General features: G+C 67.0%; 21 protein-coding genes and 1 tRNA gene. 15 read left to right on the top strand and 7 right to left on the bottom strand.

The window, feature by feature from the left end; all coding sequences use genetic code 11:
- Positions 1 to 21 precede the first annotated feature (21 nt).
- Positions 22 to 228, bottom strand: coding sequence for a cold-shock protein (locus OVA26_RS02750; RefSeq protein WP_056225145.1), 207 nt, complete (start codon positions 226 to 228; stop codon positions 22 to 24).
- 308 nt (positions 229 to 536) lie between these two features.
- On the opposite strand from OVA26_RS02750, the gene OVA26_RS02745 reads away from it, so the two are divergent.
- The 3 genes from OVA26_RS02745 (at position 537) to OVA26_RS02735 (ending at position 2,122) form a co-directional block, all read left to right on the top strand.
- Positions 537 to 1,145, top strand: a complete 609-nt coding sequence (locus tag OVA26_RS02745) for a GntR family transcriptional regulator (protein ID WP_268102881.1) — start codon at positions 537 to 539, stop codon at positions 1,143 to 1,145.
- A gap of 48 nt (positions 1,146 to 1,193) precedes the next feature.
- Positions 1,194 to 1,622: a GNAT family N-acetyltransferase gene (locus OVA26_RS02740; protein ID WP_268102880.1), complete on the top strand. Its 429-nt coding sequence runs from the start codon at positions 1,194 to 1,196 to the stop codon at positions 1,620 to 1,622.
- A gap of 170 nt (positions 1,623 to 1,792) precedes the next feature.
- Positions 1,793 to 2,122 carry a hypothetical protein gene (locus OVA26_RS02735; protein WP_074694493.1) on the top strand — a complete coding sequence of 110 codons (330 nt, stop codon included), beginning with the start codon at positions 1,793 to 1,795 and terminating at the stop codon, positions 2,120 to 2,122.
- A 4-nt stretch (positions 2,123 to 2,126) separates the two neighbouring features.
- On the opposite strand, the gene OVA26_RS02730 is transcribed toward OVA26_RS02735, so the two are convergent.
- Both OVA26_RS02730 and OVA26_RS02725 read right to left on the bottom strand, forming a co-directional pair.
- Positions 2,127 to 3,125 carry an endonuclease/exonuclease/phosphatase family protein gene (locus tag OVA26_RS02730; protein WP_268102879.1) on the bottom strand — a complete coding sequence of 333 codons (999 nt, stop codon included), beginning with the start codon at positions 3,123 to 3,125 and terminating at the stop codon, positions 2,127 to 2,129.
- 83 nt (positions 3,126 to 3,208) lie between these two features.
- On the bottom strand, positions 3,209 to 3,475 hold the full coding sequence (locus tag OVA26_RS02725; protein ID WP_056225127.1) for a GlsB/YeaQ/YmgE family stress response membrane protein: 267 nt from the start codon (positions 3,473 to 3,475) through the stop codon (positions 3,209 to 3,211).
- A gap of 176 nt (positions 3,476 to 3,651) precedes the next feature.
- Here OVA26_RS02725 and OVA26_RS02720 point away from each other — a divergent pair, with 176 nt between their 5' ends.
- Together OVA26_RS02720 and OVA26_RS02715 are read left to right on the top strand one after the other, a co-directional pair.
- Complete coding sequence (locus OVA26_RS02720; protein WP_268102878.1) at positions 3,652 to 4,575, top strand: DUF368 domain-containing protein; 924 nt, start codon at positions 3,652 to 3,654, stop codon at positions 4,573 to 4,575.
- A 76-nt stretch (positions 4,576 to 4,651) separates the two neighbouring features.
- Entirely contained in the window at positions 4,652 to 6,064 is a 1,413-nt protein-coding gene (locus OVA26_RS02715; protein ID WP_268102877.1) for a ferredoxin reductase family protein, read from the top strand.
- Positions 6,065 to 6,551: 487 nt separating this feature from the next.
- On the opposite strand, the gene OVA26_RS02710 is transcribed toward OVA26_RS02715, so the two are convergent.
- A complete protein-coding gene (locus tag OVA26_RS02710; RefSeq protein ID WP_268102876.1) occupies positions 6,552 to 7,343 on the bottom strand; it encodes a hypothetical protein in 792 nt (263 codons plus the stop codon).
- Positions 7,344 to 7,520: 177 nt separating this feature from the next.
- Between OVA26_RS02710 and OVA26_RS02705 the strand changes: the two genes are divergently transcribed.
- Positions 7,521 to 8,570, top strand: coding sequence for a DUF3800 domain-containing protein (locus tag OVA26_RS02705; protein ID WP_268102875.1), 1,050 nt, complete (start codon positions 7,521 to 7,523; stop codon positions 8,568 to 8,570).
- A 97-nt stretch (positions 8,571 to 8,667) separates the two neighbouring features.
- Here the strand turns inward: OVA26_RS02705 and OVA26_RS02700 are convergent, their stop codons facing one another.
- Together OVA26_RS02700 and OVA26_RS17410 are read right to left on the bottom strand one after the other, a co-directional pair.
- A complete protein-coding gene (locus OVA26_RS02700) occupies positions 8,668 to 8,907 on the bottom strand; it encodes a hypothetical protein (RefSeq protein ID WP_210075596.1) in 240 nt (79 codons plus the stop codon).
- A gap of 480 nt (positions 8,908 to 9,387) precedes the next feature.
- On the bottom strand, positions 9,388 to 9,672 hold the full coding sequence (locus OVA26_RS17410) for a helix-turn-helix domain-containing protein (RefSeq protein ID WP_442786066.1): 285 nt from the start codon (positions 9,670 to 9,672) through the stop codon (positions 9,388 to 9,390).
- Positions 9,673 to 9,757: 85 nt separating this feature from the next.
- Here OVA26_RS17410 and OVA26_RS02695 point away from each other — a divergent pair, with 85 nt between their 5' ends.
- From OVA26_RS02695 to OVA26_RS02685, 3 genes are all read left to right on the top strand, one after another.
- Entirely contained in the window at positions 9,758 to 10,726 is a 969-nt protein-coding gene (locus OVA26_RS02695) for an AAA family ATPase (RefSeq protein ID WP_268102874.1), read from the top strand.
- Positions 10,727 to 10,761: 35 nt separating this feature from the next.
- Entirely contained in the window at positions 10,762 to 13,149 is a 2,388-nt protein-coding gene (locus OVA26_RS02690) for a S8 family serine peptidase (protein WP_268102873.1), read from the top strand.
- Positions 13,150 to 13,465: 316 nt separating this feature from the next.
- On the top strand, positions 13,466 to 13,969 hold the full coding sequence (locus tag OVA26_RS02685; RefSeq protein ID WP_268102872.1) for a hypothetical protein: 504 nt from the start codon (positions 13,466 to 13,468) through the stop codon (positions 13,967 to 13,969).
- A 397-nt stretch (positions 13,970 to 14,366) separates the two neighbouring features.
- On the opposite strand, the gene OVA26_RS02680 is transcribed toward OVA26_RS02685, so the two are convergent.
- Positions 14,367 to 14,453: transfer RNA gene (locus OVA26_RS02680), tRNA-Leu, on the bottom strand.
- Between the two features lie 152 nt (positions 14,454 to 14,605).
- On the opposite strand from OVA26_RS02680, the gene OVA26_RS02675 reads away from it, so the two are divergent.
- Genes OVA26_RS02675 through OVA26_RS02650 form a run of 6 tightly spaced genes read left to right on the top strand, consistent with a single transcriptional unit; the run spans position 14,606 to position 21,806 of the window.
- Positions 14,606 to 15,343 (top strand): FhaA domain-containing protein, encoded by a 738-nt coding sequence (locus tag OVA26_RS02675; protein ID WP_268102871.1) that lies wholly within the window; start codon positions 14,606 to 14,608, stop codon positions 15,341 to 15,343.
- A complete protein-coding gene (locus OVA26_RS02670; protein ID WP_074694498.1) occupies positions 15,340 to 15,879 on the top strand; it encodes an FHA domain-containing protein FhaB/FipA in 540 nt (179 codons plus the stop codon). The genes OVA26_RS02675 and OVA26_RS02670 overlap by 4 nt, the downstream gene beginning before the upstream one ends.
- Positions 15,880 to 15,888: 9 nt before the next feature.
- Positions 15,889 to 17,127 (top strand): PP2C family protein-serine/threonine phosphatase, encoded by a 1,239-nt coding sequence (locus OVA26_RS02665; protein ID WP_074694499.1) that lies wholly within the window; start codon positions 15,889 to 15,891, stop codon positions 17,125 to 17,127.
- Positions 17,124 to 18,527, top strand: a complete 1,404-nt coding sequence (locus tag OVA26_RS02660; protein WP_144783604.1) for an FtsW/RodA/SpoVE family cell cycle protein — start codon at positions 17,124 to 17,126, stop codon at positions 18,525 to 18,527. Before OVA26_RS02665 ends, OVA26_RS02660 begins: the two co-directional genes overlap by 4 nt.
- Before the next feature lie 49 nt (positions 18,528 to 18,576).
- A complete protein-coding gene (locus OVA26_RS02655; protein ID WP_268102870.1) occupies positions 18,577 to 20,031 on the top strand; it encodes a peptidoglycan D,D-transpeptidase FtsI family protein in 1,455 nt (484 codons plus the stop codon).
- A complete protein-coding gene (locus OVA26_RS02650; protein WP_268102869.1) occupies positions 20,028 to 21,806 on the top strand; it encodes a serine/threonine-protein kinase in 1,779 nt (592 codons plus the stop codon). Before OVA26_RS02655 ends, OVA26_RS02650 begins: the two co-directional genes overlap by 4 nt.
- Positions 21,807 to 21,829 lie beyond the last annotated feature (23 nt).

Genomic DNA, 21,829 nt, shown 5'->3' with positions numbered 1-21,829 from the left:
ACCGGCCGGAGCCGGAGAAGATCAGAGGGGGCGGATGTTCTCCGCCTGCAGGCCCTTGGGGCCCTGGGCGACCTCGAACTCGACGCGCTGGTTCTCTTCGAGCGAGCGGTAACCGCCCGACTGGATCGCGCTGTAGTGCGCGAAGACGTCCTGGCTGCCGTCATCGGGGGCGATGAAGCCGAAGCCCTTTTCGGAGTTGAACCACTTGACCGTGCCCTGCGTGCTCATTCGTTGTGCCGTTTTCCGCTTGAGCCGGCGCCGAGCGCGCCGGTCTGTGCCTTCACGGTAACGGCCGGACTCTTCTCGCGCACGGGTCCGTGACACAAACGTTGCGCGGCGTCATACGCCGTAAGCCCATACGACGCCCGGGCTGAGCAAGCTCGAAGCCCGGGCGTCGACGGATCCCCCCGGATATGTCACGCGAGGCGTGACGGCGATCACTTTACCGGCGCAGAGGCCCGCGCGCGACACGAAAACGAAGAATCAGCAAGTTCTGGCCATGTGCTGTGGTAACCGAGGGCCGTAAAATCCGGCTGATGGATAGTCGTCGGCGTGCTTCCGCCCTCGTCGACGAGGCCTATAGGGCCCTCGGCGAGGCGATCGTCGACGGTCGGCTCCAGGCGGGTGACCGGTTGCGGGATGTCGAACTGGCAACGCTCATGGGCATTTCCCGCACTCCGGTGCGCGAGGCCCTGCAGAGGCTGGAGCGCATCGGGCTGGTCGAAGTCGCGGCGAACCGGTACACCCGCGTGGCCGCCCTGACCGATCGCGCTCGCAACGACATGCGCGAGTACGCCGCGCACACGATCGCCGCCGTCCTGCACGTGGCCCTGCCACGCTGCTCCGACGACGAACTCGTCGAAACGGCGCGCATCGTCGAAGAGCTGCATTCCGCCGAGAACTCACCCGACTACGTGAGCGCGATGATGGCCCTGGCTTCGCACCTCGTGGCCATTTCGCGCAATGTCGTCTTCCAGAAGACCTTCGTGCAGATCGATCTCGTGCTGCGTCGCAATCTCGAGGGCTGGATGAGCGTCGACGACGGCACGCGCGACACCCTGTTCCGCCATCTGCACGAGCAGATCGCCCGTCGCGACACGAACGGCGCCACGTGGACCTTCCTCGCCCTGCACGGTTTCGCCTGAGCGCACAAGGGCGGTGGCCCGCTCCCCCGCTCCCGTTAGCGTGACGCCATGCCCCACATCGAGCTGCGAGCCCTTCAGGACGACGACCGGGATCCCGCTTTTCGCGCGGTGTCGGCGAGCACCTCCGCGTGGCCGCGCGCCACGTTCGACGATCGGGCGGCCTTCGACCGCTGGAGCGACGACGCGAAGGTCGACGCGCACGTCATCGTCGAGGACGACGCCGTGGTCGGGCTCGCCGCCGCTCTCGACGTCGACGGCGAGCGCGAGATCCTGCTCGCGGTCTCGCCCTCAGCGCACGACGACGCCCCGACCGAAGCGCTGCGGCTGCTCACGTCGCACGAAGCGGAGCGGCCCCTCTACGCGTGCGTCTCCGTCGACGATCAGCCCTCGCACGCGGTCCTGGCCCGCATCGGTTTCGTCGAGCACGAGCGCGACGGCGACGACGTGGTCTACGTGTTGCCGCCGACGTTGGAGTGACGCGGTGCCGACGAGTGACGAAGAACCGACCCCCCGCACGGCGGATGCCGAGGGTTTCACCCGCATCCTGAGCCGTCCGCGCGGGGTCGGGGTATGGCGGGCGGCCCCGCGCGGCAGGCGCCCGCGGCTGCCCGGTTGACCGCTCTGATCATCCGTGTTGGGCTGAGGGCATGACGAGCGAATGGGCGTGGAGCATTCTCGTCGTCATCGGCGCCGCGCTCTGGTTCTGGTCGATCCGTCTAACGCTGCGGGCTTATGCCGGTGAGCGCCTGCCGATGTGGGCGAATCCGCGTAAAGCGCCGGGCCGCGCCGTCGCCGCCCGCGCGTTCGGTATCGGCGCGGCGATCCTCGGCGTCGGCATGACGAGCAGGGCCATCGACAGCGAGCCCTGGATAGCTGCGGTCGTCTCGGCGACCGTGATCGCCGCGGTCTTCTTCGTGCCGTTGATCGTGTCCGTCGCAGCGCACAACGCTCGCGTCGACATCACCCGCACGACCTGACTTGTCAGTTGCGGCTGAGCGTCGCGACGATGGGGCGGTGATCGCTGCCCGCAGCGTCGTAACCGTCGAGCACGGCGAAGCCGTTCACGCGCCACGCGGAGCCGACCAGCACGTGGTCGATCGGCGATGCCAGCCCCACGGGCATCCGGACGGGCCAGGTCCCCGCGGCGGCCGAGCCCGCGTCGGCGGCGGCGTCGCGGCATCCGCCGATCTGCCCTCCCCCGCGTCCGAGGCCGCTGAAGTGATCGACCGTGGAGTTGAGGTCGCCCGCGACGATGACCTGGCTCTCGGCGCAGCGTCCGGCGATCCACTCGAGCCCGAGTTCCCAGCGGTCGGTGACGCCCGGGAGCGGCGGCAGGGGGTGCGCGGCCACGAGGATCGGTCCTGAGCCGTCGACCGGTCTCCACACGCCGCTCGGGAGGCCGACGGTCGAACCGATCCCGGCGTCGAGTGCGTAGTCGCCGAGTTCGCGCGAGATGAGGATCGACGTCGGGATGGACTCGCCGTCCGGCGCGGCGGCCACGGTGTCGTGAGTCATCGGAATGCCCTCCCGATCCAGGATGCCGACGACCTCGGCCGCCGCGATCGCATCGGTCTCGGGAAGGCTGACGACATCGGCCTCGGTCTCGCGCACCATCCGGGCGATCGTCTCGGGAGAGACCGATCCTCCGTACGTGTTCCAGGCGGCGATCGTGAGCTCACCCGGCTGCACGGGCGCTCCCCCTCCGCGGGTCAGCAGCACGGCGCCGTTGCCCACGGATGCCGCGGCGAGCGCGAGCGCGAGAGCCGCGGCCACTCCCCATCGGCGGCGCCACACGGCCACACCGGCGACCAGTAGCGCGAGAACCCCGAATCCGAGGGCCAGCAGCGCACGGAGCGAGATCGCATTCGCGATGAGGGGAAGACGATGGATGCCGACACCTTGCGGCCACACCACGAGGAACGCCGCCACCGATCCCCCCGCGAGAACGAGGAGGAAACGGAGGCGGCGGTGTTTCGGCATCCTGCCCAGTAAAGCGGGTGAACGACCGAAGACAGGGAAAGGCCCGGGACGCGGTCCAATCGCCCCGGGCCTTCCGTCGTCGATCAGCGCGCGGCGCGACGACCCACGATGAGGCCGTAGATCAGCAGAACGATGATCGAACCACCGATGGCGAGGAGCCAGGTCTGGAGCGAGAAGAAGTCCTGCAGCGGAGCGTTGAACAGGACACTGCCGAGGAATCCGCCGAGCAGAGCGCCGACGACGCCGAGCACCAGCGTGATGAGCCAGCCGCCACCCTGCTTTCCGGGGAGGATCAGCTTGGCGATGGCGCCGGCGATGAGGCCGAGGAGAAGAAATCCGAAGAATCCCATGATGTGTTCCTTTCGCGAGTGTGAACCGATGCCCGCTCGAGGCGGGACTCTCGTTGCATCCAGCTTCCTCTCAGGAACGACATTTGCGGGGTGGGTTGCATAAGCCGCTCATTTCTGGTGCGATCACGCGTCCGCGCGAATCGCATTCCCGAGCGGTCTCGCATAGCGTTGTCCGAATGGCCGACACCCTTGCCGACCGACGTTCACCTCTGCGCCCCCTGGGAAACCTCGTGCGCGGCACGCTGATCGGGGCGGTGGAAGTCGTCCCCGGGGTCAGCGGCGGCACGGTCGCCCTCACCGTCGGGGTGTACGCGACGTTGATCGACGCGGCCAGCCACATCGTGCGCGGGCTCGTCGCGAGCGCCGACGTCGTGCGCGGTCGAGGCATGACACGAACCGCCGCGCACTTCCGGGCCGTGCGCTGGAGTGTCGTCGCCCCGGTGCTGCTCGGAATGGTGGTCGCCGTCGTCGTGGGGGCCCGGGTCCTGGCGCCGCTGGTGTCCGCGTATCCGACCGAGACGAGAGCCGTGTTCGGCGGGATGATCGCGGCATCCCTCCTCATCCCCGTCCGTATGCTCGGCCGAGGCTGGACGTGGCGTCTCGGTCTCATCGCGCTCGTCGCGAGCGCCGCGGCGTTCGCCCTGACCGGTCTGCCGACGGCCACCGTCGCGGAGCCGCCGCTGGTGATCGTCGCCCTCGCGGCCTCGGTCGCGGTGTGCGCCCTCGTCCTGCCCGGCCTGTCGGGCGCTTTCCTTCTGCTGGTGTTCGGCCTCTACGAGACGACACTCGTGGCCCTCAATGAACGCGACCTGCCGTACATCGCGGCCTTCGCCCTGGGCGCCGTCGTGGGCCTCAGCCTCTTCGTCAACCTGCTTCGCGTGATGCTGCGCCGGTACCACGCCCTCATGCTCGCGCTGATGACCGGGCTCATGTTGGGCTCGCTCCGCGCGCTCTGGCCCTGGCAGGACGAGTTCGGTCAGGCGTCCGCTCCGGGCGCCGACGCCGGTGCGATCGCCCTTCTCGCGGCGGCCGGGGCGGCGGTCGTTCTTTTTGTCGTGGCGCTGCAGGCGGGGGTGGCGCGCGGTCGTCGCGCGACCTGACGAGCCGGGTCCCGCCCGGGCGGGGGTGCGAAACTGGGAGAGGCCCGCTCCACGTCTGCGGGTTGAAGGGCATCCCGTGAGCAGCACGATCCGATCGAACGGCCCCTCGCCGTCCGTGCGCGAGGCGACCGCGCAACGGGATCGCGTTCGTTCCCTCCGCCGACGAGAACGGGCCGAGGTCGTCCTGGTCGCGGCCTGCTGGGTCTCGGTGATCGTGGCGGTGATGCTGTTCCTGACGTCGGGGCGACCGGCTCAGATCACCGACCTCGCCAGCGCAGTCACCGCCGCAGGGATTGTGACGGGCCTCGTCGGCTCCGACTTCCTGCTGCTGATGCTCGTGCTCGCCGCGCGAATCCCGTGGGTGGATCGCACATTCGGCCAGGACGCTGCGATCCGGCTTCACCGGCGCCTCGGCAAACCCGCGGTGTATCTCATCCTGGGTCACGGCGCCCTGATCATCGTCGGATACTCCCTGCGAGACGGTCTGTCACTCTGGCACCAGACACTGTCGTTGTTCTCCGGCGCCGACATGCTGCTCGCGTGGCTGGGTACGGGTCTGCTGGTCGTCGTCGTCGTGACCTCTCTCGTCGTCTTGCGTCGCCGTCTCGCCCATGAGGTGTGGCACGCGATCCATCTGCTCAGTTACGTCGCTGTTCTCGTCGCCATTCCGCATCAGCTCTCGGCGGGGCAGGTGCTCTCCGGCAGCACACCGCAGACCTTCTACTGGATCTGTCTCTACGTCCTGGCATTCGGATCGATCGCGTGGTTCCGCTTCGCCGCGCCGCTGCTCGCCACCGACGAACACCAGCTCCGCGTGACCGCTGTCGAGCCGCTGAGCCCCGGTGTGTTCTCGATCCACCTCTCGGGCCGCGACCTGTCGCGCCTCGGTGTGCGCGGGGGCCAGTACGCGATCTGGCGGTTCTGGAGTCGCCGCACCTGGTGGCACGCGCACCCGATCTCGTTCTCCGCGGTGCCGACCGACACGGAGGCCCGCCTCACTGTGCGCGCACTCGGTGCGGGAACGGAGCGTCTTGCGCGACTGAAGCCAGGAGCGAAGGTCTCGTTCGCGGGCCCCTACGGGATCTTCACGGATGCCGTGCGCGCGGCGCCGCACCTCTCCGTCGTCGCAGCCGGGGTCGGTGTCGCCCCCGCGCGGGCCCTGCTGGAGGACAGCGACCTGCGCCCGGGCGAAGCCACCGTCGTCCTGCGCGCGAGCGACCCCTCGCAGACCGCCCTGTGGGGCGAGACGAAAGACCTGGTCGGGGACGGTGCGGTGATCGAGATGATCGGTCGTCGGCCCACCGAGAAGACGTCATGGATGACGGAGGAGGCGGTCGCCCGCGGGGCGACGATCGGCTCCGTCCTGCCCGACCTGCTCGACTCGGACCTTTTCGTCTGCGGTCCCGAGGAGTGGATCGACCTCGTCGTCCGCGATGCGAGGGCCGCGGGCCTTCCCGACCGACGGATCCACGTCGAGAGGTTCGTGTGACGGCAAGACCCGCCCGGTCTGCGAGGCTTCCCCTTGCGGGAAACGACAAAGACCCCCGGGATGCACCCGGGGGTCTTTGTCACCTGTGCGCCTCCTGCGTTCCCACTGCAATCGAGAGCGGGCGACAACGCACCTGAGCAAACTGCGAACGCGAGCGCGCGCTGAGCGCGCGTCTCGGCCTTCGACAACCGTTCACGTGGGCAGTCCGTCACCGAAGCGGTTGAGCGTGGAAGTCAACGCAGCCATCGTCGCCGACTACTCTGCCAAGATGTCGGCCCGGGCCATCGCTCGGAAATACGGCGTCAACGAGGGCACGGTCCACCACAGGCTGAAGCGGGCAGGTGTCACGAAGCGTCCGTCTTCGATCCAACTGGACAGGATCGAAGAGATACTGCGCCTTCACGCCAAGGGACGCACAAACGTCGCCAGCGCCCACTCAGTGAGCGTCTCAGAGTCATCTGTCCACAACGTGCTCAGGAGGCATGACCTACAGCTGTAGGCGGCCTGCGGGGAACCCTTTGAGCGGCAGCGGAGCTTTCGCTCTCACGGCGAGGAGATACGGGTTGGTCTTCCCGCCGTAGTCGAACGGAAACGCGGCTTTGGCTACGGCGCCGACCTGGTCCGCGATGACGTCAAGGATACGAAGAGTGTGCAGCTGGGTCAGCCGCACTCCTCGAGTCATGTACGGCGCATCAGTGACGAGACCGAGGGCTGCCTCGTCGGGTGTCGCGGGGGCGTCGATACCGAGACGAGTGACGTACGCCTGAAACTCGCTCTCCCCGGCGGGCGTCCGAAGGTCTCCGCGAAGGTGCGTTAGTTTGTTCCTAATCCAAAGCACCGCCCTGATGTCCGGTGGGGCGACATCGATGCCGATGTAGTGACGGTAGAACAGCTCACACTCCGGCCACTTCCAAGAGTTCTCGGTTCCGCGGGAACTAAGGGAAGCGCCGAAGCGCCGAAGAACCGCATTCGCCATGGCGTCCAGGAAGACCTCGTAGAGCGCGCAGGCATCCTTGATGACAGCGCTGGACAGCTGCCAAAAGTACTCGTCGGGCCACACACCGACGGCTTCCTGGAAGAGTTCAGCTACCAGCCCCTCATCGTGCTGCTCGGGGTCGAAGATCGCAACAGCACGCGCATCGGCCGCAGCCCACTGAGCGTCGAGCCACTCGCTCATACCGTGGTTCGTAGCAATCAGGAACGCTCGAACCTCCTCCTCCGGCATTCGCCACATGGAGTACTCCGCGGAGACGTCGTGCGAGGGGATGTACGTGACCATGACAGGCAGCGTACGTCTCGGCTGTGATCCCGCGCAGCTATTGTCGCGGTACGCACCTCGAGCCTGCTCCCCGGGGTCATCAACGTCAGGGCCCACGACTCCGGCCCGACGTACCCGCATGGGCAAGCTACCAAGCTGGAGCAGCGCTCGGATCATCATCCGACCATGATGAGTGGCATGGATCAGTCATCGCAGACCACCGTCATCGCGTGTGACGAGTCCGGTTCCGAAGGGGACAATCTACTCGACGCTCGTGATCCCGCTTTCGTGCTGGCGAGCACCAGTCTGAGCATCGCTGACGCAGACGCACTCATGGATCGACTGCGTTACGATATGCCGAGCCAGGCGCCCGAGTTCAAGTCGAAGATCGCATTGCGCCAGAGGCACAGACCCGCACTCCTAAACGCCCTCGACAGTCTGGCTGACGCAGGGAACATCCATCTGGTGGACAAGTCCTACTTCGTCACTGCAAAGCTCGCTGATGTTCTGCTCGCAGGTGACTTCGTGGACATCGGCCTGCATGGCCGCGCACGCGCCGACTATCTAGCCAGCAACGCTGCGGTCGCAGTGGGTAGTCAACGCTGGTATGCCCTGCTCGGGTCGTTCGCGACGCTGCTAAGAGGCTATCGGCGCGCTGGGAGGGAACGGCCAGCGCCGGATACGTTCTTCACCGCCCTACATGACGCACGCGCGAATTGCCAGGACGGAACGACCGGCGTGATGCTGCATCGCATGTGGGCCGGCTGCCACAAGGTTGTCGAGCTGGCTGCCGCGCCTGCCTCAGCGATGAGAGAGATCGATCCCATGTGGCCCTCATTGGTAGCCGTCGCCCAGACCTGGACGGTCCGTCTTGGGGATGTGCCGCTTGAGTTCGTCGCCGACAATTGCGGCAGCATCGGCCCGGACTCAGTTGACGAGCTGATAGCTGCTGCTGGGCGCCCGTTCCCGGTGCTCGGTCTTTGGCATCCCGGAGCAGAGTTGCGCGGCATCAGGTTCGTCGACTCGCGGAGCGATTCACGAGTGCAGGTCGCAGACATACTCGCCGGCGTAGGAGGGGAGATTTCCCGACTAGCATTTGCCGGCGTGTTTGACGATCCGCTGCAGATCCACGCGCACCCACTCTTGGACGCGAACTTAATGTGCGCCACTGGCTCACCCATCGACGCGCTATCTGAGCGCCGAGATTTCCCCTACCTGGAACAGTACCTGCGCCAGAGGGGAGGCTAGTGAAGGTCGATACCTACGGCTGAAATCCCAGATGCTCTAGGAAGTTTCTCTTCCACACCACCATCGCCGCGGACGCTCGGACGGTCTCGAAGCTGGCCTATTCCTCGACTTCCACGATCTCGTACTCGGGATCTTCCTCTCCGTCTTGCGGGTAGTCACCGGGGTTAGAAAGGTGGAGAACTTCGGCGCCGGTGTGGAAGTTGTTGAGCTGGTCGGCAGCGTAGGCCTCAGCTTCGGCCTCCGTCTCAAAGATGGCGTCCTCGTCATCGAAGCCGTCATCGTCCCATTGAACCCTGAAGCCCATCTGACACCCTCCAGTCCTCAGCGAAGACGACATGCGTTATGCGTTGCCATCCTCACGTCAACGTAGGGCCCCGAGACAGGCCACAGCAACTGGCGGCAGTTTCACACAGCTTGCTCCATCAGGATCCGGGTCTGCTGCACGGATAGGTGACATCTGATCTGGCTTGCCTGGGAATGCGGGCCTGGAAGGATGCGATCGTGCCCAAAGCCTTTCGAAGGAGCGCCGCGACGACGTAGTGCGCGTCGCGGAGAACCGTGAGCCCGGCGTGACAATCGAGCGGATCGCCGCCGTGCAACAGACCCACACTCCGGCGCATGTATTCGGCCTGCTCCGGATGGCGCGTCAGCAGGCTGACCGCCCAGCCAGGACGAGTCCGCGCCGCTGATCCTGATCAGTTGCGCGAGCGTCTCGGACGTCTGGCAGGTCACGCGGCTCGGATCCGTCGCGGCCAGCACAGACGTCACCACCCCGAACTAATCGGGGCTATCCGCGGAGGCAAGGCGCCAGGGTCCCTCACCGAGCGTCCGGGTCCGACTTCGGTTCAACCGAACTCAATCTCGCCGTCCTCAGGCGACCCGTCCGACGACGGACGACGTCGCTGATGTCAAGGTCGAGGGCTACGGCCAAGGCCGCGACCGTGAAGACGCCTGGGTTGGCGCTGCGTCCGTCCTCGATCTTCTGGATGGTCGACGCGTTCACCCCGGACCGCGCCGCCAGTTCCGCACGGGATAATTTGGCTTGCTCGCGTGCTCTGCGCAGTGCCGCACATAGATGCTCCGAGCGATGCAAATTGAGCATCTCTTCACGTCGAAGGCGGCCGGACACGTACGCAATATTAGTACTTTTTTCCCATACGGTGAACCAAAAGTGTTAGACTGCAAGCATGGCTGGGCGTCACCTGAGGGACATGATCTCCGCATATGGGGAGAGGGACGATCTAAAGTTCCGTCGCGCCGCCCAGGCGATAATTCAGGAAGAGGAAGCCAAGCGGCACAACGTCCTCGCCCGAGAGCTGCGAGGGATCCTCGCAGCCAACAGCGCGCTAGCCGTCACCGAAGAACCGGCACTTCCTGAGGTACCCGTCGACCGCGATTCATCACTGCCACTCGCCTACACCAGCCGGCCGGACGCCATGCTGACTGACCTCGTCCTCGGTGATCAGCCAGCAACATCGCTGAAGGCGCTTCTGAACGAGGTACGACAGTGGTCTCGGCTAGACAAGATGGGCCTCCCTCGCCGAAACCGTCTTCTGCTGTCGGGGCCGCCGGGCTGCGGGAAGACAAGCACGGTCGAGGCGCTCGCGGGTGAACTCGGTCGCCCACTCGTCACCGCGCGTGTAGAAGGGCTCATCTCCAGCTACCTCGGCGAGACCGCAGCCAACCTCAACAACCTGTTCGAGTTCGCCAGCTCCGGCCCGTACGTTCTCTTCCTGGATGAGTTCGACAGTCTGGGCAAGCGACGCGACGACCCGAGCGACCACGGCGAACTTCGCCGCGTCGTGAATGCAGTCCTGCAACAGATTGACCGTTACGCCGGTCCGTCACTAATTGTGGCGGCCACGAACCATTCCGGCGTCCTCGACTCGGCCCTGTGGCGGCGATTTGACACCATCGTCGAACTTCCTCTGCCCACCGCAACTGAGATCACCGAGCTACTCAGCCGGCTCCTCCCCGAGCTGCCCTTCGACGAAATACGCGGATTGGCGAACGAGTTGAACGGCCGTCCTCATGCTGCGGTCGAGTACTTCGCGTACTGGGTCCGCCGTTCTGCCGCCCTTGACGATGCAAGCACCCCCGACCCCGTGCACCTCCACCGCGCCCTATCTGAAACGCTTTCGCGGCCGTGGATGTAACCCACGGCGACCGAGGGATGCCATAGCATCCTGGCGTGGCCGACCATCTCCCGCTTCCTCCTCCGCTGACCCTCGACGGTGCCAAACGCCGCGAGGGCTTCCCTGACGGCGGCGGAGACTTGAGCCGCCGCGGACAGGCCACGACCCTGCGAGGAATCCTCGAGGGGCTCGAGTCACATTCGCCGGGGCTGTTCTCATTGAGCACCGATGACGATGTCGAAGACGACGGTATCGACGCTGACGATCTCGGCCGCCACGTGTTCAAGATCACCGGCAAGATGCCGTTCTCGACATCCGGGCTCGGAGGATGGGAGCACAAGTTCGTACAACTTGCCTTTGCCCACGACCGCGCCTTCTTCGCACTGAGCGATGCGGACTCCCGCGCGATACTCCGCACACTCATCGAGGGATACAACGAGGACCCCGAAGACTTCACCACGTCCTCCAAGGCGTGGCTGGACGCACTGGACAACATCACCGGCATCGAGCTGTACGGACGCGAAGACCGTACCGCGCCAGACCTTCGCTTCCCCGAGGTCGACGACGTGACCACCGTCGACGTCAGCATCTGGCCCACGTCCGTCGCCTCCCGTGGAGCACTGAAGGTCGCCAAAGAGCGCCTCGACGAGGTCGAGGCGCTGATCACCTCCGACACCGACGGACGCGTCCGCGTACTGCTCAGCGACGCGTCGAACCCGGATCGGATCCATCTGCGCGCGCAGGTGGATCGGGCGACCCTGGACGCTCTGCTTAATCACCCGCTCGTCGAGCGCGTCCGAGGCCCATTGGCCATCGACGTGCGCGCGGAAGATCTCAGCGCGGCGCCCCGCCCGACGGACAGCATCACCCCCGCCGGGGCGCCCATCGGCGTGATCGACGACCTCGTGTCGACCGCGAACCCCTGGATGCACAATGTCGTGCGGGCGACCCGTGACTTCCCTTCCTCAGGCGCGCTCGGCACCCCGACCACCCACGGCACGCACGTCGCTGCCATTGCCGCATGGGGACGGGTGGCCGACCTCCTCGGTGGCACCGTGGACCGTGACCCGCGACCGATCTATGCAGCCCGGGTAGCTCACAGCAACGCGCAGGGACAAGCGGAACTCGCCGACGAGCCGACCCTGCAAGTCGAAAGTGCCATGCGCTGGCTCGCCTCCGAGAACGTACGCATTGTGGTCTTCGCGTACGCGCAGGCGTACGCCGACTCAGGGGCACTCCCGGCGGACCTCTCCGCAGTCATCGACATGCTCGCCCGAGAGCTCGACATGGTGGTCATCGTCAGCGCCGGCAACCTCACCGCACTGCCCTCTGGGACGCACTGGAAGACCGACTACCCCCAGTACCTGGAAGACGAGAACGCGCGTATCGCCGCGCCGGGAACGGCCGCGCTGGCGCTTACGGTCGGGTCGATTGCCCACACTGACCAGGTCGACGTGTCGCGCTTCCCGGGCGGCGTCGGCATTGCCCCCGCAGGGAAGGGCGCACCCTTCTCCCGCACCGGGCCTACCGGCACAGGCCAGCAGAAACCTGAGTTCGGCGGGTACGGCGGCAGCTGGGCATGGAACCACGACACCGACGCCCTCCTCATCAACGACGCAAACGTCTCCGCCATCTCGCTTACGCCCGCCAGTGGAGGCCGCCTCTTCAGCACCGTGGCGGGCACGAGTTACGCTGCGCCGCACGTTGCGAACGAGGTCGCGAAGATCGCCACGCGCTATCCGGCGGCCGGAGCCAATCTGTTGAGGGCGCTGACCGCTCTCTCCGCCGAGCCGCCGCACCACATGCCCAACGTGCAGCACGCCGCGTACGGTGTCCCGCGCGCGGAGAACGTGCTCGAAAGCGAGGGCAGTCGCGCAATCCTCGTGCACGAAGGAATCATCGACGGAAACACCTACCAAGTGATCGAGCTGCCCGTCCCGGAGCAGTTCGCGTCGGGTGCCTGGGAACGGGAGCTGCGGGTGGCGCTCGCCTTCGACCCCGCGGTCCGCCGCAGCCGACGCGAGTACATCTCGTGCCACATCGACGTCGATTTCGTGCGCAACATCTCCCTCGATGAGATCAAGGAGATTTGGCGCCGCCAACCCACACGCGCGGATCGCCTGCGAGGTGCGGCGTTCCGAGACCTGCCCACGGGCCGGGAGCGACCAGGCCTTCTGCCCGGGGTGCAGTCAGTCAACTCCGATACCGTCTTCTGTCGCAGGTACCGTACGGTGGGGAACGCGTGGAGTGTGGACGACGAGACGTACTACCTCGTGTTGAGCCATACCTACAGTCCCTGGACGGAAGCTCAGAAGAAGGAGTACCCGACACAGGACTACGCCCTCGCGGTCGAGTTCCTGGCCGTCGGACAGCCACATCTGGACTTGCACTCCCTGACGCAGGCTCAGCTGAACGCGCGAGTGCGGGGACGGGCTCGCTCTTGACTCATCAGGCCACCCCCTGGGGCTCGGATCCGTCCGCGTCCTTCAACGATCACACCGCAGGCGACTATTCGGTGAGGGAGAGTGCCCGAGGTAAGCGGCTCACCTTCCGCGGGACGTGCCCGTGGTGCGCTGGCTCCGTCGAGTGCCCCGTCGATCTTCAGCTGGTCCCGTCCAACGACGCCGGAGCATTCGTCGCTCAGGGTGCGAGCGAGTTGGTCCTCGTGATCGAATGCACGTGCACCGAACCCCACCCAGGACGACCCGATGGGCAGACGGGCTGTGGGCAGAGCTGGAGCGTCGTGGTGGAGAAGGCAGCATGACCTATCGGGTGGTCAACGTGCGCCGCGCTACCGCAGATGAACTGGCCGCACGGAAACGGCTGAAGGAGATGGCGGCTAACCAGTTGCCGTCCGTCCGCAGCGCCGCCGAGAAGTGGCGTAACGGTGTCGGACTATCCGGCGGAGCCATCACATTCGCGGGACTGATAGCTGCGCCTGAGATCGTGAAGGACGCCACCGCAACGCAACTGCAGCAAGGCGTCTGGCTCCTCGGCGCCGCCGTCGGCCTCGTGTTGGTGGCGATGGCGTGCGGCCTGCGTGCCTCATTCGGGTGGCCGGCGTTGCGCAACATCGCCACCGCCGACGCGTTACGAGAGTGGGAGCTCCGCGAGGTCACACGAAGTATCTGGTATCTGCGTGCCTCGATGATCGTCATTATCGGGGCGGTGGTGGTGATCGCTCTTGCGGGCGCCGTCCTGCTGTTCGGTCTGGACTTGGCGACCTTCCACCTCACCGAGCCGGCTCCTGCACCAACGCCCTAACTCATCAGACCTGATGAAGTTTGGTCACGTGTTCTCGTGAGTGAACGCGGTGAGTCAGCGAGGTGAGACCTCCGGTCAACTCAGCGAGTGTCCATGCCTCTTCTATGCCTATCGCGAGTTCATCGATCGAGTCGAATTCGTCGCACTCCCACGCATCAGCGAGTCTCGCCGGCAGATCGTTCCTTCCGAGGGTGCCTCTGATCTCACCCCACGTGGGCATTGGCGCTACAAGCCGGACCGAGCCTCGAAACGGCGCTGGTTGGGGCAAGAGTCGAACAGGCCCGCAAAAGCCCGGACACAGCCGAAAAGGCCACCCCGAAGGGTGACCTTTTCGTTGGAGCCGTAGGTGACTTACTTACCGCCCTGCAAAGCCAGGGTGATTGCAGTAAGCCTCCTATGGTGCGCGAGGGGGGACTTGAACCCCCACGCCCTTGCGGGCACTGGCACCTGAAGCCAGCGCGTCTACCTATTCCGCCACTCGCGCGTTGCGTGACACAGGATGCCACGCGACCAACTTCCCGAGAATATCACGGCCGCGACCGCGTCACGAAACGCGGCTCCGAAGCCCGCGTCCATGACCTCCCCAGCCGCGCTGACTACGATGTGCCTACTGGTCTGCCTGCCTGAAGGAGTCTCGTGGGGCTACTCGACAGTTTCGAGAAGGGTCTCGAACGCGCCGTCAACGGTGCGTTCGCGAAGACCTTCCGCAGTGGCATCCAGCCGGTGGAGATCGCGTCCGCTCTGCGCAGCGAACTCGACAAGAAAGCCGTGGTCGTCACGCGTGAGCGCATCCTCGCGCCGAACACGTTCGCGGTGCGCCTCTCGCCCGCCGACGACGAGAAGATGAGCGCGCTGGGCTCGACCCTGGTGTCCGAGCTCGACACCCTGGTCAAGAAGCACGCCCGTACGCAGGGCTACTCCTTCGCCGGTCCGGTCGCTATCACGATCGAACGCGACGGGTCGCTGTCGACAGGCACGCTCCGTGTCGACTCGCAGACCACCGAGGGGCAGGTCGCGTGGCGCGGGGTCGTCGACATCGACGGCACTCGTCACCCTCTGACCGCTGCCCGCACGGTGATCGGCCGCGGCAGCGACGCCGACATCACCATCCCCGACGCCGGCACGAGCCGCAAGCACGTCGAGATCCTGTGGGACGGCGAGCGCGCGATGGTCCGCGACCTCGGTTCGACCAACGGCACCACCCTCAACGGCCGCAAGGTCTCGGAGGCCGCTCTTCCGCCCGATTCGACGATCTCGATCGGCCGCACCAATATCGTGTTCCGTGTGGTCGCCCAGGCGCAGCCGCCGCGACGCCCTTCGGCGTCCGACGCCACGAGCATCTTCGACGTCCGGGAACGGGGACCCCTCTCATGAGTCAGCTGACTCTCCTTCTTCTTCAGGGCGGCTTCCTCGTCCTGCTGTGGTTTTTCGTGTTCGGTGTCGTCTATTCGCTGCGCGCCGACCTGTTCGGCGTCAAGGTGCGCAAGCTCCCCGAGCCCACGGCATCCCCCGCTCCGGCGGCAGCCGCCCCCACCTCATCGCCCGACGCCGTGACCACGCAGGTCAAGCGCCCCGCCCCTCCGGCCCCGGCGCCCGCGGGGGGTCTGGCGACCACGTCGGCCGTCTCGCGCATCGTCATCACGAGCGGTCCCAAGGCCGGCCTCGAGCTGCCCCTGGGCACCGAGCCGCTGACGATCGGTCGCTCCAGCGAGTCGGGTCTGGTCATCCGCGATGACTACACCTCGAGCCACCACGCCCGACTCGTCCTCTGGGGCGAGCAGTGGATGCTGCAGGACCTCGACTCCACGAACGGCACCTCGCACGACGGCGTCCGCGTCGCCGCACCGGTTCAGGTCAAGGTGGGGGCTCCGATCAAGGTCGGCGCGACGACGTTCGAGTTGAGGAAGTAGCCCTCCTCCATGGTCTTCCAGGGCTCGAGCGCCGCCATCTCCCACACGGGCAAGGTGCGCTCCAACAACCAGGACTCCGGCTACGCCGGGTCCAACTTGTTCGTGGTCGCCGACGGCATGGGCGGGCACGCGGGCGGTGACGTCGCCTCGAGCCTGGCGATCCGCCGCCTCACCGAGCTCGACCAGCCCTTCGGCTCCCCCGCCCAGGCCGAGCACGCCATCCGCGACTCCCTCGCCGACACGGCGGCGGAGCTCATCGACACCGTGGCCCGCCGCCCCGAGCTGGCCGGCATGGGAACGACGGTGAGCGCTCTCGTCATGGTCGACGACTACGCCGTCATCGGCCACATCGGCGACTCGCGCATCTACCTGTACCGCGACGACACGCTCACGCAGATCACCGCCGACCACACGTTCGTCCAGCGTCTGGTCGACTCGGGCCGCATCACGCCCGAAGAGGCCCGGTACCACCCGCGGCGCTCGGTGCTCATGCGAGTACTCGGCGACATGGATCCCGACCCCGAGGTCGACAGCTTCATCATGCCGACGCAGGACGGCGACCGCTGGCTGCTGTGCTCCGACGGCCTCTCGGGCGTCGTCGACGACGCCCACACCGCCAAGACGCTGGCCCTCGGCATGCCCCCGGCGCGCACGGCCGACGCTCTGCTCAAGCAGGCGCTCGACGGCGGCGCTCCCGACAACGTGACGGTCGTGCTCGTCGACGTCGGCGGCCAGCACCCGGTCTTCATCGGAACCCCCACGATCGTCGGCTCCGCGTCCACCCCCAGCGGCGTGGTCGTGCCCGCCGCCCGTCCCAGCCGGTCGGGGTGGCTGCACCACGCCCGCCAGGTCGCGAACGAGCCCACCCACTTCGAGCCGGCGGCCGAGTTCCTCGAGGAGCTCATCGAAGAAGACCGTCGCCGCGCCCGCCGCCGCCGCTTCGGCTGGCTCGCCGCGCTGATCCTGGTACTTGCCGGCATCGGCGTCGGCCTGTTCGCCGGCTACAACTGGACGCAGACGCTCTACTACGTCGGCGCCGACAGCGACTCGGTCGTGATCTACCGCGGCATCCAGCAGTCCATCGGTCCGATCTCGCTGTCGACGGTCTACCAGGACACGAACATCCCCCTGTCCGAGCTGTCCGATTTCGATCGGCAGACCGTCCAGGCCACCATCTCCGCGCCGTCGTTGAACGACGCGGAGAAGATCGTCGAACGCCTGCGTCCCGCGGCGGAGGGAAGCGGATGACCGACCAGAAGCTCACCCGATCGGGCGACGCCGTGTCCACCGACACGGCTGTGATGCGCGCGCTCAAGAAGATCCGCGTCCCCGCGAAGCAGCGCAACCGCGAGCTCGGCCTGCTCCTGTTCGCGATCGCCGTCTACGGCGGCGCCATCGTCCTCGTGCAGCTCGGCGTGAACAACACCGTCGAAGCCGGTTACCTCTCGGTCGCCGCAATCCCGGCGGTCCTCGCGCTGATCATGCACGTGGTGCTGCGCCTGCGCGCCCGCGATGCCGACCCGTTCGTGCTTCCCATCGCCACCGTCCTCACGGGCCTGGGCATCGCGATGATCTATCGCATCGACCTCGCTGACAAGGCGAGCGGATGGGATGCCACGGGCAACCGCCAGATCGCCTGGGCGGCCATCGCGATGGTCGCAGCCCTCGCCGTGCTGATCTTCGTGCGCAATTACCGGGTGCTCTTCCGCTACACGTACCTGTTCGGCCTCGTCGGCATCCTGCTGCTCCTGCTGCCCTTCGTCCCGGGCCTTGGAACCGACCAGAACGCCGACGTGTGGGTGTCGCTGGGCTTCGTGTCGTTCCAGCCCGGTGAGCTCGCCAAGATCTGTTTGGCGATCTTCTTCGCCGGCTATCTGGTCCGCACCCGAGAGAGCCTCACCTCGACCGGCACGCGGTTCCTGTTCATGACGTGGCCGCGCGCCCGTGAACTCGGCCCGGTGCTGATCATCTGGCTCGTCTCGCTCGGCATCATCGTGCTGCAGCGCGACCTCGGCACGGGCCTGCTGATCTTCGGCATGTTCGTCGCGATGCTCTACGTCGCCACCGGCAAGACGAGCTGGGTGCTCATCGGCCTGGTGCTGGTCGCGAGCGGTGCCTTCTTGGCATCCCGGGTCCTCCCCTACGTCAACGGGCGCTTCGCCAACTGGCTGAGCGCCTTCGACCCCGAGGTCATCAACCGCGACGGCGGCAGCTACCAGCTGGTGCAGGGCATCTTCGGCCTCGCGCACGGCGGCCTCTTCGGCACCGGTCTCGGTCAGGGACGGCCGTACATCACCCCGCTATCGCAGAGCGACTACATCGTGCCGAGCCTCGGCGAAGAGCTCGGTCTCGTGGGCCTGTTCGCGATCCTCGCGCTCTACATGGTCTTCACCAGCCGTGGCATCCGCATCGGTCTCGCGGGGCAGGACGACTTCGGCAAGCTGCTCGCGACGGGCTTCTCGTTCACGATCGCCCTGCAGGTGTTCATCATGGTCGGCGGCGTCACTCGCGTGATCCCGCTGACCGGCCTCACCACCCCGTTCCTCGCGGCCGGTGGATCGTCGCTCATCGCGAACTGGATCATCGTCGCGTTCCTGCTGCGGATCTCCGACGCGGTGCGCAGCCGCCCCCGGGTGGTGATCGGCTGATGACCCGCCAATTCGCCCCCGTCGACGCCCCGATTCCCGAGGAGGCACCGTGACCAAAGAGCTCCGACGCCTCAGCATCGTCATGCTGGCGATGTTCCTGGCCCTGTTCGCCTCGACGAGCATCATCCAGGTCGCCCAGGCCAACTCGTTGACCAACACCACCGGCAACACGCGTGCGCTGTACGACTCGTACCAGATCCAGCGCGGATCGATCATCGCCGGCGGCACCGCGATCGCCTCATCGGTTCCCTCGAACGACGTCTACAGCTGGCAGCGTCAGTACACGGATGCCGACATGTGGGCGCCCGTGACCGGTTACATGAACCCGGTGCTCGACGCGAAGACCCAGATCGAGGCCGCCGAGAACAGCGTGCTGAGCGGGTCCGATTCGAACCAGTTTTTCTCGCGCATCGACCGCGCCATCACGGGCCAGGCGCCGCGGGGTTCGAACGTCGAGCTCTCGGTCGACCCGAATGTGCAGAAAGCCGCGTGGGACGCCCTCGGCGACCTGCAGGGCGCCGTCGTGGCGATCGAGCCCTCGACCGGGCGCATCCTGGCGATGGTGTCCAAGCCCAGCTACGACACCAACATCCTCGCCTCACACGACACGGATGCCGTCAACGCGGCGTACGACCAGCTGATCGCCGACCCGTCGAAGCCGATGGACAACCGCGCGATCGGCGGCAACCTCAACCCTCCGGGCTCGACCTTCAAGCTCGTCGTCGCCTCGGCGGCGCTGGCATCCGGTCGTTACACGCCGGACTCGGCCTTCCCGAACCTCGCCGCGTACACGCTGCCCCAGTCCACGAACGTCGTGAGCAACGCCGGCGGCGGCACCTGCGGCGGCGGCGACACCGTGACCATCGCGACGGCGCTGCGGCTGAGCTGCAACATCCCGATGGCCGAGCTCGCGGTCGAGCTCGGCGACGACGCGATCCGCGCCGAGGCCGAGAAGTACGGGTTCAACACCTCGTTCAGCCTGCCGCTCGAGTCCACGCCCTCGATCTACCCGACCTCGCCGAACGCTCCGCAGACCGCCCTCAGCGGCTTCGGTCAGGGCGACGTCCGCGCGACCCCGCTGCAGATGGCGATGGTGTCGGCCGGCATCGCGAACGATGGCGTGGTGATGAACCCGCGGATGGTCGATCGGGTGATCGAGCCCAACCTCTCGGTGAAGGACGAGGCGAGCAGCAGCGAGTTCGGACGTGCTCTGGACTCCTCGATCGCCGCCCAGATGGTCACCATGATGACGGCGAACGTCCAGGACGGCGCAGCATCGAATGCAAGAATAGACGGGGTCGCGGTGGCGGGTAAGACCGGCACGGCGGAGAACGATTCCCGTCCCTACACTCTCTGGTTCACCGGCTTCGCACCGGCGGAAGACCCCAAGGTCGCCGTCGCCGTGGTCGTCGAAAACGGTGGAGGCCAGGGGCAGAACGGGAGCGGCAACGAGATCGCCGCCCCGATAGCGAAGAAGGTCATGGAGGCGGTGCTGGGTAAATGAGACCGACGCAAGGTGTGACCTTCGGAGGACGCTACGAGCTCGATTCGCGGATCGCGATCGGCGGTATGGGCGAGGTCTGGGAGGCGACGGATCACGTCATCGGACGAACCGTTGCCATCAAGATCCTCAAAGACGAGTACATGGGCGACCCGGGCTTCCTCGAGCGCTTCCGCGCCGAGGCGCGCCACGCCGCCCTCGTCAACCACGAAGGCATCGCCAGCGTGTTCGACTACGGCGAGGAGGACGGCAGCGCCTTCCTCGTGATGGAGCTCGTCCCGGGTGAAGCCCTGTCGACGATCCTCGAGCGCGACGGGTCGCTCTCCACCGACAAGACCCTCGACATCGTCGCCCAGACGGCCGCCGCGCTCCAGGCGGCGCACGCCGCGGGCCTCGTGCACCGCGACATCAAGCCGGGCAACTTGCTGATCACGCCCGACGGTCGCGTCAAGATCACCGACTTCGGCATCGCCCGTATCGCCGACCAGGTGCCGCTGACCGCGACCGGTCAGGTCATGGGAACGGTGCAGTACCTCTCGCCCGAGCAGGCGTCGGGTCACCCCGCGTCGCCCGCGACCGACACCTACTCGCTCGGCATCGTCGCGTACGAGTGCCTGGCCGGCAAGCGTCCCTTCACGGGCGAGTCGCAGGTCGCGATCGCCATGGCGCAGATCAACGAGCAGCCCGCTCCCCTGCCCCCCACGGTGGCGCAGCCCGTCCAGAACCTCGTGATGGCGATGATCGCCAAGAAGCCCGACGACCGTCCGGCCTCGTCGGCCGCCGTCTCGCGCGCCGCAACCGCTCTGCGTCGCGGCGACCTCGCGGCCGCGGCCGCCGCCGTCCCCGCGATCGCGGCGGGTGCCGCTCTCGCCGATGACGCGACCCAGCTGCTCACGGCCGGCGGGCAGACCTCGGCCACCACGCGACTCATGCCGACTCCGGCGGCGGCGACCTCGCTCCTCACCGAGGAGCACACCGAAGAAGACCCCGCGCCGCAGAAGAAGAAGCGCAGTCCCTGGACCTGGCCGCTCATCGCGCTGATCGCCCTGCTCGCGCTGGTGCTGATCGGCACGCTCGTCACGCTGCTGACGAACCAGGGCGACTCGAACGCGGCTCCCGCGAGCCCCTCCGCGTCCTCGTCGACGCCGGCTCCGGCGCCGTCCTCGCCGTCACCCGTCCCGACCCCGTCTAACACCCTCGTCGACGTCGATGCGCTCAACCTCATCGGAAAGACCTGCGACGAAGCGCGCTCCGCCCTCCGCACCGCGAACCTCGGCGCCACCTGCACCACCGGGAACGCGGCCGCCAGCGCCGACCAGGTCGGCAAGGTCTACGTCGTCAATCCGACGGGAAGCAACCCGCGGGGGACGAACATCGAGGTCACGGTCTACGGCGAAGAGACGCCGCTCTCGACGCCCGGCACGCCGACCCTCCCCGGCACCTCGGTGACGGCGGGCAGCGACATCCAGGTCTCGTGGCAGCAGTACTCGTGCCCCTCGGGCACCGGGTCGGTCACGTCGTACAACTTCACCGCCACCAATGGCACCTTCGACGCCACGGGACAGTCGACCGCGGTGTTCGCGCCCGACGCGCGCAACGCGAAGCTGACGGTCAACAACGCCGCCGGTCAGACCCTGCGGGTGACGTACACCGTCAGCTGCTCGGGCGCCGGCGACCGGACGGCCGGTCCCTCGGGCGAGGCGTCGGCGACGATCACGGGCGGCAGCTCGTCTTCGCCGTCGGCGACGCCCGCGGCGGTTCCCACCGTCAAGCCCTGATCCCCATCCCCCACGCCAGGAGC

This window comes from Microbacterium sp. SL62, assembly GCF_026672635.1.
Lineage (GTDB): Bacteria > Actinomycetota > Actinomycetes > Actinomycetales > Microbacteriaceae > Microbacterium > Microbacterium testaceum_A.
This window is presented reverse-complemented; position numbering and strand designations above follow the sequence as displayed.

Bases quoted from the DNA above. Each gene is read 5' to 3' on its own strand.
- OVA26_RS02750 (WP_056225145.1), bottom strand. From the start codon at position 228: ATGAGCACGCAGGGCACGGTCAAGTGGTTCAACTCCGAAAAGGGCTTC.
- OVA26_RS02745 (WP_268102881.1), top strand. From the start codon at position 537: ATGGATAGTCGTCGGCGTGCTTCCGCCCTCGTCGACGAGGCCTATAGG.
- OVA26_RS02740 (WP_268102880.1), top strand. From the start codon at position 1,194: ATGCCCCACATCGAGCTGCGAGCCCTTCAGGACGACGACCGGGATCCC.
- OVA26_RS02735 (WP_074694493.1), top strand. From the start codon at position 1,793: ATGACGAGCGAATGGGCGTGGAGCATTCTCGTCGTCATCGGCGCCGCG.
- OVA26_RS02730 (WP_268102879.1), bottom strand. From the start codon at position 3,125: ATGCCGAAACACCGCCGCCTCCGTTTCCTCCTCGTTCTCGCGGGGGGA.
- OVA26_RS02725 (WP_056225127.1), bottom strand. From the start codon at position 3,475: ATGGGATTCTTCGGATTTCTTCTCCTCGGCCTCATCGCCGGCGCCATC.
- OVA26_RS02720 (WP_268102878.1), top strand. From the start codon at position 3,652: ATGGCCGACACCCTTGCCGACCGACGTTCACCTCTGCGCCCCCTGGGA.
- OVA26_RS02710 (WP_268102876.1), bottom strand. From the start codon at position 7,343: ATGGTCACGTACATCCCCTCGCACGACGTCTCCGCGGAGTACTCCATG.
- OVA26_RS02705 (WP_268102875.1), top strand. From the start codon at position 7,521: ATGGATCAGTCATCGCAGACCACCGTCATCGCGTGTGACGAGTCCGGT.
- OVA26_RS02700 (WP_210075596.1), bottom strand. From the start codon at position 8,907: ATGTCGTCTTCGCTGAGGACTGGAGGGTGTCAGATGGGCTTCAGGGTT.
- OVA26_RS17410 (WP_442786066.1), bottom strand. From the start codon at position 9,672: ATGCTCAATTTGCATCGCTCGGAGCATCTATGTGCGGCACTGCGCAGA.
- OVA26_RS02695 (WP_268102874.1), top strand. From the start codon at position 9,758: ATGGCTGGGCGTCACCTGAGGGACATGATCTCCGCATATGGGGAGAGG.
- OVA26_RS02685 (WP_268102872.1), top strand. From the start codon at position 13,466: ATGACCTATCGGGTGGTCAACGTGCGCCGCGCTACCGCAGATGAACTG.
- OVA26_RS02670 (WP_074694498.1), top strand. From the start codon at position 15,340: ATGAGTCAGCTGACTCTCCTTCTTCTTCAGGGCGGCTTCCTCGTCCTG.
- OVA26_RS02665 (WP_074694499.1), top strand. From the start codon at position 15,889: ATGGTCTTCCAGGGCTCGAGCGCCGCCATCTCCCACACGGGCAAGGTG.
- OVA26_RS02660 (WP_144783604.1), top strand. From the start codon at position 17,124: ATGACCGACCAGAAGCTCACCCGATCGGGCGACGCCGTGTCCACCGAC.
- OVA26_RS02650 (WP_268102869.1), top strand. From the start codon at position 20,028: ATGAGACCGACGCAAGGTGTGACCTTCGGAGGACGCTACGAGCTCGAT.